Consider the following 8042-nt stretch of genomic DNA (forward strand, 5'->3'; position numbering starts at 1 on the left):
AAGACCGGCTACGGCCAATATTTACTGCGCGTAGCCGACGGCTACAAATAAACGCAACACCATATAGACGGATACCAACAGTAAATGAATGTCATCCAAACCAAGCTAAAAGACTGCGTGATTATTGAGCCCAAGATCTTTGGCGATCATCGCGGTTTTTTCTTAGAAACCTTTCAGGCAGAACGCTATCGGGAGATGGCGGGTATTACACTGCCATTTGTACAAGACAATCACTCGCGCTCAGCAAAGGGTGTGCTGCGTGGCCTGCATTTTCAACAAACCAAACCCCAAGGCAAATTGGTGCGGGTGGTGAGTGGTGAGGTTTACGACGTGGCGGTGGATATCCGCCAAGATTCCCCCAGCTTTGGGCAGTGGGAAGGTGTGTTGCTGTCTGAGGAGAACAAGCGCCAGTTTTGGGTGCCGCCGGGTTTTGCCCACGGCTTTGTGGTGCTTAGCGACACCGCAGATTTTGAATACAAGTGCACTGACTATTACGACCCCAGCGATGAGGGTAGTTTAATCTGGAATGATCCGGTTCTGGCAATCACTTGGCCACTGGAAGCTCCCACCTTGTCCGACAAAGACAGTAAGGCCCCCACCTTTGCAGAGCTGTTTCAGTCATGAGTGACATGCATTTACTGGTTACGGGGGCGAATGGCCAATTAGGGCAATGTCTGGCAGATCAGCTCAAAGCCCAGGGTATTGCTCATACACTGCTGAGCCGTCAAGAAGCGGATATCAACGATACCGTTGTGTTAGAAAAGATCATTGCCAATAAAGGCATTACCGCCATTATCAATGCGGCGGCCTATACTGCCGTAGATAAGGCCGAGTCAGAACCTGAATTGGCCAGGCGGGTTAACGAGGAGGGCCCCGCTGCGCTTGCCAAGCTGTGCAGTCGCTTCGATATACCCTTACTGCATGTTTCTACCGATTACGTGTTTGATGGTAATAGCCAAACGCCGTATACCGAAGCTGATCAAACAAATCCCACTGGCATTTACGGCCAAACCAAGCTCAATGGTGAGCTTGCCGTGCAGCGCCACACAAACAAGCACATCATATTGCGCACGGCGTGGGTCTTTAGTGAGTACGGCAATAACTTCATGAAAACCATGCTGCGCTTGGCCAAAGAGCGTGACACCTTGGGTGTGGTTGCCGACCAGATTGGCTGCCCGACCTACGCAGGCGATATCGCCAAAACCCTCATTAGCATCGCGCGGCAGATACACATCGCAGAGCACAACAAAAATGGGACGCAGGCCCATTATGGCGTTTATCATTACGCGGGCAATGAGGCGGTGAGTTGGCATGGCTTTGCGACGACGATCTTTGAGGCTGCGTTCCAGTCGGGTGCTATCAATGCAATACCAACGGTAAATGCGATAAGTACAGAAGCGTATCCGACACCGGCAAAGCGCCCAGCTTATTCTGTTTTATGCACGACAAAAATACATAGGGATTACGATGTTATGGCTAGCGCATGGCGTGAAGTAGTTGCACACCTTATAGGTCGTGGCGTAATTAAATAATCCTTTCTATCTTTTACATTTTGAGTAATTGCTTTGCTGCCCTCCAAATTAAGAAATATTTTGGCAAGTGCCGATAATCGAGATTTGTTGCTTAGCAGTGCATTCGCGTTTGTTATTCGAGTTTTTGGTGCGATAAGTGGGTTTGCTGCGACGTTTTTTATTGCGCGACACTTAGGGGCCTCGGAGTCCGGCTACTACTTCTTGGCTTTCTCTATTGTCACTGTTATTTCTGCGTTTTCAAATGCCGGTTTAGAAAACACTGTTTTGCGTTTTACTGGGAGCGCACCGGACTTGGCTGTAAATACAGTGCTAAAGTCCTTGTTATTGATTCTGGCGCTTAGCTCTTTTAGCGCGCTTGTTTTATATTTCGGCGCACCTTATTTTTCTGCAGTATTCTTTTCAAAGCCCGAACTAGCACCCGTTTTAAAATTTATGTCTTTAGGTGTTATCGGTTTGTCGACGCTGACGATTTCTGCCATGGCCTTGCAGGGGCTTAGGCGCGTATCAGCGTCTATTTTTGTGTTAAATATTGCAGTAAATTTGCTGCTTATTCTTAGTCTGTATGTGTTTGTAGAAATGTCTGCAGCAGAGTTGGCTAAGACTTATGCCGTATCATCATTTGTGGTGGGTGCAGTAGGCTTTGGCCTGTTTTACGTGTTTCGTCCTAGAATTGCGAAATTAGCCATCTCATGGCGTGAGTTATTTGCTAGCTGTGGTCCCTTGTGGATAGTCGTCATAATGTCGCAAATGGTGCAGTGGTCCGGCCAGTTCATGGCTGGTGCCTATGTGAGTAGTGAGGCTTTGGCGCAGCTTGCAGTCGCACAGCGTACGGCTATGTTAAGTAGTTTTATATTAATAGCGGTGAATTTGGTTGTTGCGCCGAGATTTGCTAAGTTGTACCGCGATAATGACATGGCACAGCTAGAACGTTTGGCGATTAAGTCCGTTAAGTTAATTAGTTTGTTTGCCTTGCCAGTGATTGGCGTAATGCTGGTTTTTCCTTCGTTTTTGATGAGTTTATTTGGCTCGGAATTTAAGGAAGGCGCCGCATTATTGCAGATTTTAGCAGTAGGTCAGTTTATTAATGCGATGACGGGCTCAGTTGGCTTTTTGCTAATGATGTCTGGTCATGAACGAGATATGCGCAATGTAACCTTAATCTCGGGTAGCTTGGCACTATTGCTGACTTGGTTTTTAACGGCGCAATTTAACATTGTAGGTGCGGCAATTGGTACGGCTATCGCTGTTGCTACTCAAAATTTACTTGCGGTCTATTTTGTGAAAAAGCGCTTAGGCTTTAATACCTTGGCTATTTGGCGATAAATATTACTAGATCAACGGGAGGGTGGAGCGGTGTCTTTTATGCGCACAATTATTATGGCCGGTGGCAGTGGAAGTCGCTTGTGGCCATCAAGCCGAGGTTTATTTCCCAAGCAATTTTTATCCATTGCTGGTAAAGATACGATGTTGCAAACCACCCTCGCTCGGGTTGATGGCTTGAGTAGTAGCACGTCGGTTATTTGCAATGAAGAGCATCGTTTTGTGGTGGCTCAGCAGGCGCAGGAGTTTGGAACTGAATTAAATTCTATTATTTTAGAACCCATCGGCCGCAATACCGCACCAGCTATCGCGCTTGCTGCTTTCGATGCCCTTGAATCGAATAGTGGTGAATCCGCTCCTTTGTTATTAGTTATGGCCGCTGACCATGTGATTGAAGATGTTGCTGCATTTCATGCGGCGGTTGAGGTTGCTAGGGTGCAGGCTGAGGCGGGCAAAGTTGTCACCTTTGGCATTGTGCCTGAGTCCGCGCATACGGGTTACGGTTATATTCAGCGTGGCGCAGAGAGTGATGATGGCGCGTTTGCGGTTTCTCGGTTTGTAGAGAAGCCAGATTTAAAAACGGCGCAATCGTATTTGGATAACGGCGGCTATTACTGGAATAGCGGTATGTTTTTGTTTGCTGCTGATGTGTATTTGGCAGAGTTAAAAGCATTTCGGCCAGATATTTATGATGCCTGTGAAAAAGCCTATTTGGGTAAAAACCGCGATGTTGATTTTTTACGGATTGACGCCGATGCTTTTAAAGCTTGCCCAGATCAGTCGATAGATTATGCGGTAATGGAAAAGACAGATAAGGCGGTAGTTGTGCCCTTGTCTGCGGGTTGGAGTGATGTAGGGGCGTGGTCTTCTTTGTGGGAGATTGGCGATCAAGATGCATCTGGTAATGTAAGTAGTGGCGATGTACTTAGCTACAATACCTCTAATTCTTATGTTCGTGCTGAGCATCGTTTAGTGGCAACGGTTGGCTTAGATAATATTGTTGTTGTTGAAACAAATGACGCGGTGTTGGTTGCGGCTAAAGACCAAGTTCAAGATGTAAAAAAGATTGTAGAGTCATTAAAAGCGCAGGGGCGTAGTGAGGTGAGTCAGCATCGTCATGTGTATCGGCCTTGGGGTGTTTACGATTCAATCGACAATGGCGAGCGCTACCAGGTTAAGCGTATTACGGTAAAGCCGGGTGCGAAATTGTCGGTGCAAATGCATCACCACCGCGCCGAGCATTGGATTGTGGTGTCGGGTACCGCCAAGGTAACGAATGGCGATCAAGAGATTATGCTGACCGAAAACCAGTCTACCTACATTCCCGTTGGTGTTGTTCATGCATTGGAGAATCCAGGTGTGATTCCCTTGGAGCTTATTGAAGTTCAGTCGGGCTCGTATTTAGGTGAAGACGATATTGTTCGTTTTGAAGACCGTTATGGGCGGGCGCCGAAGGCGTGAATTTGGGGGCGTGTAAGGCCTCGGATGAGGTGCGGAGCGTAATTCGATCGGCCTCAGGCGCGGCCTCCTACAAAAGCCGTATGACCTCGTGTAGGAGCGGGCTCCTGACCGCGATGTGTTTGGTGAGGTGCAGCGCGTAATTCCATCGGCCTCGGCGCGGCCTCCTACAAAAACAGCGTATTACCATGTGTAGGAGCGGGCGCCTGACCGCGATGTGTTTGGTGGGGGTGTTGTGCGTAATTCAATCGGCCTCAGGAGCGGCCTCCTACAAAAGCACTGTATCACCATGTGTAGGAGCGGGCGCCTGACCGCGAAGTGTTTGGTGGGGGGTTGCGTGTAATTCAATCGGCCTCGGGCAAGGTGAATTGCGGGTTCATCGCAAGAGAAGGTGGCCTGGGCCAGCGGCCTCCTACAAAAAAAATCACGTGTAGGAGCGGGCTCCTGACCGCGATGTGTTTGGTGGGGGTGCGGTGCGTAATTCAATCGGCCTCGGCGCGGCCTCCTACAAAAAAATTACGTGTAGGAGCGGGCTCCTGACCGCGATAATTCGGGCTGCGTCTGAGCGCAGTTCACCTTGGTCGTTTGGCGGTAGCGTAAAAGAAGGTCTGACGTCGGGCGTCGGAAGTTTGACCGCGAAGTGTATTGCGAGGAAGAGGCGAAATTTAGTTTGTGGCTTTTAGTGCGTATATGGCCTTGCGCGAAAAGTGAAAAATGTTTTCGTAGTATGAATTTACAATTCTGTTCTGCTAACTTGCCCGATGTGCTGCCCAAAAATAGTTTGAATAACTATTGCCAAACTATTTTTATCGTTAATGGAGAGTTGGCCCATGGTTTTGATAATTCGGGTTTGCTCAATGGTGGCAATCAGGGGTTTAAGCACCGAGGGTTTTATGAGGCCTGCGGTGCGCCAGTCGTGCAAAAAAGCTTCCCCCATTGCTAGTGGCTGATGATTTGACTGGTAATGGCCATTAAGATGACGTCAGGTTTTTGTTGTTGATAAGTTGAGTGGCTGATGATTACTGCGGGTCGCTTCTTGGTTGATTGCAGGTTGGTGAATGGAAAACCGACCAACACGACATCACCAATATTATAAATCGTCATACGCGGCATCGTCACTGTTGTTCCATGCTTCGTTAAACGCGTTTTCTGATGCGTTTGAGTAGCTGTCTCTCATTAGTATGTCTTGATCGCGTTGCTGCAAAAAATCAATAAAATCGGCGACTTCAAGGAGTCGATTAGGGGGAAGGTTGCTAAGTTTCTCTTGTATTTTATCAAGTTGGGGCTGCATTGTTTTTCTCCTTAGTAATAAGGTTGATGGCCTATCTTAGCCGCTAACGGGCACTGAGGCCAAGTGTGTGCTAAAAAATACGCTGACGGCAATGTGTGCAGTGGTGATGTGTTAAGTCATAGCACGTTTAATTCTTACGTTCGTGCTGAATATCGCTTAGTTGTCATCGTTGGCTTAGACAATGTCGTGGTGGTTGAAACCAATAATGCGGTTTTAGTTGCGGCTAAAGATCAAGTTCAAGACGTTAAAAAATTGTTGAGGCATTAAAGGCGCAGGGCCGTAGTGAGGTGAGTCAGCATCGTCATGTGTATCGGCCTTGGGGTGTATACGATTCGATTGATAATGGCGAGCGTTATCAGGTGAAGCGTATTACCGTAAAGCTGGGTGCTAAGTTGTCGGTGCAAATGCATCACCACCGCGCAGAGCATTGGATAGTGGTGTCGGGTACCGCCAAGGTGACGAATGGCGATAAGGAATTAATGCTGACGGAAAACCAGTCTACCTATATTCCTGTTGGTGTTGTGCATGCTTTGGAGAATCCGGGTGTGATTCCCTTGGAGCTTATTGAAGTTCAGTCGGGCTCGTATTTGGGTGAAGACGATATCGTTCGTTTTGAAGATCGTTATGGGCGCGCGCCGAAGGCGTGAATGTTGGGATTGCGCGTAATTCCATCGGCCTCGGATAGGGTCGGTGCGTAATTCTATCGGCCTCAGGCGCGGCCTCCTACAAAAGCGTCGTATTACCATGTGTAGGAGCGGGCGCTGACCGCGATGTGTTTGGTGGGGTATTGCGCGTAATTCATCGGCCTCGGCGCGGCCTCCTACAAAAACAGCGTATTACCATGTGTAGGAGCGGGCGCTGACCGCGATGTGTTTGGTGGGGGTGCGCGTAATTCATCGGCCTCGGGCAAGGTGAATTGCGGGTTCATCGCAAGAGAAGGTGGCCTGGGCCAGCGGCCTCCTACAAAAAAAATCACGTGTAGGAGCGGGCTCCTGACCGCGATGTGTTTGGTGGGGGTGCGGTGCGTAATTCCATCGGCCTCGGGAGCGGCCTCCTACAAAAAAATGTATCACGACGTGTAGGAGCGGGCTCCTGACCGCGATGGTACAAAGCCACGGAATGTGTAGGAGCGGGCCAGCCCAGGCTGCCTTCTCTTGCTGTGCAATTCACCTTGGCCGTTTGGCGGTAGAGTAAAAGAAGGTCTGCCGCCGGGTGTCGGAAGTCTGACGAGAAAGGTTGTGGTACTAGATTCAAGATTCGTCGTAGCTGAAGTAGCTTTTACGGGTGGCTTGGGTAGCGATCTGTTTACAAGGAGTGGATAATAATACCCGTTACGGGTATAGTTTTGAGGCTGAAGAGATATGGAAATCTTAAAGCGAAAGGACTTCGCACGGTGGCAGGCGAGCGAAAAGCTGCCCGATGAGGTCTTGTGCAAGGCGGTCCAGGAGATGGAGCGGGGGCTGATAGATGCCGATTTAGGTGGCCATCTCTACAAAAAGCGGATAGCCCGTCCGAGTACGGGTAAGCGCGGCGGCTACCGTACGCTACTATCGGCCCGTGTCGGTCGTCGTTATGTTTTCCTGCATGGGTTCCCGAAAAGCGACAAGGCGAATATTACACGGGACGAGAAAAAAGCGCTGCATTATGTCGGCAAGGTATTTCTGGCGCTTTCGTCTAAGGAGTTGGTAGCGGCATTACAAGCTGGTGTTTTATTGGAGGTATGTTGTGACGAGTAAAATCATTGAATCGTTGCGGGGTGACTTGGCCGCATTGCACGACGCTGGCGCGGTTAGCAAAGTAACGATGCGAGAGTTTGATGCACTTTGTCCACCGCCAGTGCGCGAGTTCAGTGCAAGCGATATTAAACACCTGCGTGAGGCATTGCACTTTAGCCAACCCGTATTTGCCCATCACCTGCACACCACGGCTTCGACGGTGCGCAAGTGGGAGCATGGCGAAACGCGCCCAGCCGGCCCAGCGCTCAAACTGCTCAACGTCATTGCTGATAAGGGCTTGCAAGCTATTATTTGACATGGGGCTGCAGCAGCTTTTAAAGCCTGCCCAGGCTACCTTCTCTTGCTGTGCAATTCACCTTGGCCGATTGTGATGTGTTTGGTTGGGGTGCGGTGCGTAATTCGATCGGCCTCGGGACAAGGTGAATTGCGGGTTCATCGCAAGAGAAGGTGGCCTGGGCCAGCGGCCTCCTACAAAAAAATATGTGTAGGAGCGGGCTCTGACCGTGATGCCTCGGGCTGGGTCGGTGCGTAATTCGATCGGCCTCGGCGCGGCCTCCTACAAAAAAATCACGTGTAGGAGCGGGCTCCTGACCGCGATAACTCGGGCTGGGTCGGTGCGTAATTCAATCGGCCTCGGCGCGGCCTCCTACAAAAATCAGCGTATTATCATTTGTAGGAGCGGGCTCTTGACCGCGATGTGTTTGG

The 8042-nt window shown here is 49.7% G+C and carries 9 protein-coding genes and 1 pseudogene; 7 read left to right on the forward strand and 3 right to left on the reverse strand.

The window, feature by feature from the left end; translation table 11 throughout:
• Positions 1–84 precede the first annotated feature (84 nt).
• The 4 genes from rfbC to C0068_RS16755 are packed head-to-tail and all read left to right on the forward strand — an operon-like array spanning position 85 to position 4313.
• On the forward strand, positions 85–624 hold the full coding sequence (gene rfbC, locus C0068_RS16740; RefSeq protein ID WP_103685630.1) for a dTDP-4-dehydrorhamnose 3,5-epimerase: 540 nt from the start codon (positions 85–87) through the stop codon (positions 622–624).
• Positions 621–1532, forward strand: coding sequence for a dTDP-4-dehydrorhamnose reductase (rfbD, locus tag C0068_RS16745; RefSeq protein WP_233208853.1), 912 nt, complete (start codon positions 621–623; stop codon positions 1530–1532). The genes rfbC and rfbD overlap by 4 nt, the downstream gene beginning before the upstream one ends.
• 60 nt (positions 1533–1592) lie before the next feature.
• On the forward strand, positions 1593–2855 hold the full coding sequence (locus C0068_RS16750) for an oligosaccharide flippase family protein (protein ID WP_158250017.1): 1263 nt from the start codon (positions 1593–1595) through the stop codon (positions 2853–2855).
• Between the two features lie 39 nt (positions 2856–2894).
• The gene (locus C0068_RS16755; protein WP_103685632.1) at positions 2895–4313 is read left to right on the forward strand and encodes a mannose-1-phosphate guanylyltransferase/mannose-6-phosphate isomerase; all 1419 of its coding nucleotides are present in this window, start codon (positions 2895–2897) and stop codon (positions 4311–4313) included.
• A gap of 730 nt (positions 4314–5043) precedes the next feature.
• Here C0068_RS16755 and C0068_RS19590 read toward each other — a convergent pair.
• Genes C0068_RS19590 through C0068_RS16765 form a run of 3 tightly spaced genes read right to left on the reverse strand, consistent with a single transcriptional unit; the run spans position 5044 to position 5601 of the window.
• Complete coding sequence (locus tag C0068_RS19590) at positions 5044–5232, reverse strand: hypothetical protein (RefSeq protein ID WP_199176210.1); 189 nt, start codon at positions 5230–5232, stop codon at positions 5044–5046.
• Between the two features lie 17 nt (positions 5233–5249).
• Positions 5250–5423: a type II toxin-antitoxin system PemK/MazF family toxin gene (locus tag C0068_RS19890; protein WP_350339219.1), complete on the reverse strand. Its 174-nt coding sequence runs from the start codon at positions 5421–5423 to the stop codon at positions 5250–5252.
• Positions 5401–5601, reverse strand: coding sequence for a toxin-antitoxin system, antitoxin component, Xre family protein (locus C0068_RS16765; protein WP_103685633.1), 201 nt, complete (start codon positions 5599–5601; stop codon positions 5401–5403). Before C0068_RS16765 ends, C0068_RS19890 begins: the two co-directional genes overlap by 23 nt.
• A 75-nt stretch (positions 5602–5676) precedes the next feature.
• Between C0068_RS16765 and C0068_RS16770 the strand changes: the two are divergent.
• The 3 genes and pseudogenes from C0068_RS16770 to C0068_RS16780 form a co-directional block, all read left to right on the forward strand.
• Positions 5677–6248 (forward strand): annotated as a pseudogene (locus C0068_RS16770) (cupin domain-containing protein); the annotation flags it as partial.
• Positions 6249–6962: 714 nt separating this feature from the next.
• Positions 6963–7337: a type II toxin-antitoxin system RelE/ParE family toxin gene (locus tag C0068_RS16775; protein WP_103685634.1), complete on the forward strand. Its 375-nt coding sequence runs from the start codon at positions 6963–6965 to the stop codon at positions 7335–7337.
• The gene (locus C0068_RS16780) at positions 7327–7632 is read left to right on the forward strand and encodes a helix-turn-helix domain-containing protein (RefSeq protein ID WP_103685635.1); all 306 of its coding nucleotides are present in this window, start codon (positions 7327–7329) and stop codon (positions 7630–7632) included. Before C0068_RS16775 ends, C0068_RS16780 begins: the two co-directional genes overlap by 11 nt.
• The last annotated feature ends 410 nt before the right edge of the window (positions 7633–8042 follow it).

Origin of the sequence: Zhongshania marina (assembly GCF_002915595.1) — a bacterium.
Lineage (GTDB): Bacteria > Pseudomonadota > Gammaproteobacteria > Pseudomonadales > Spongiibacteraceae > Spongiibacter > Spongiibacter marinus_B.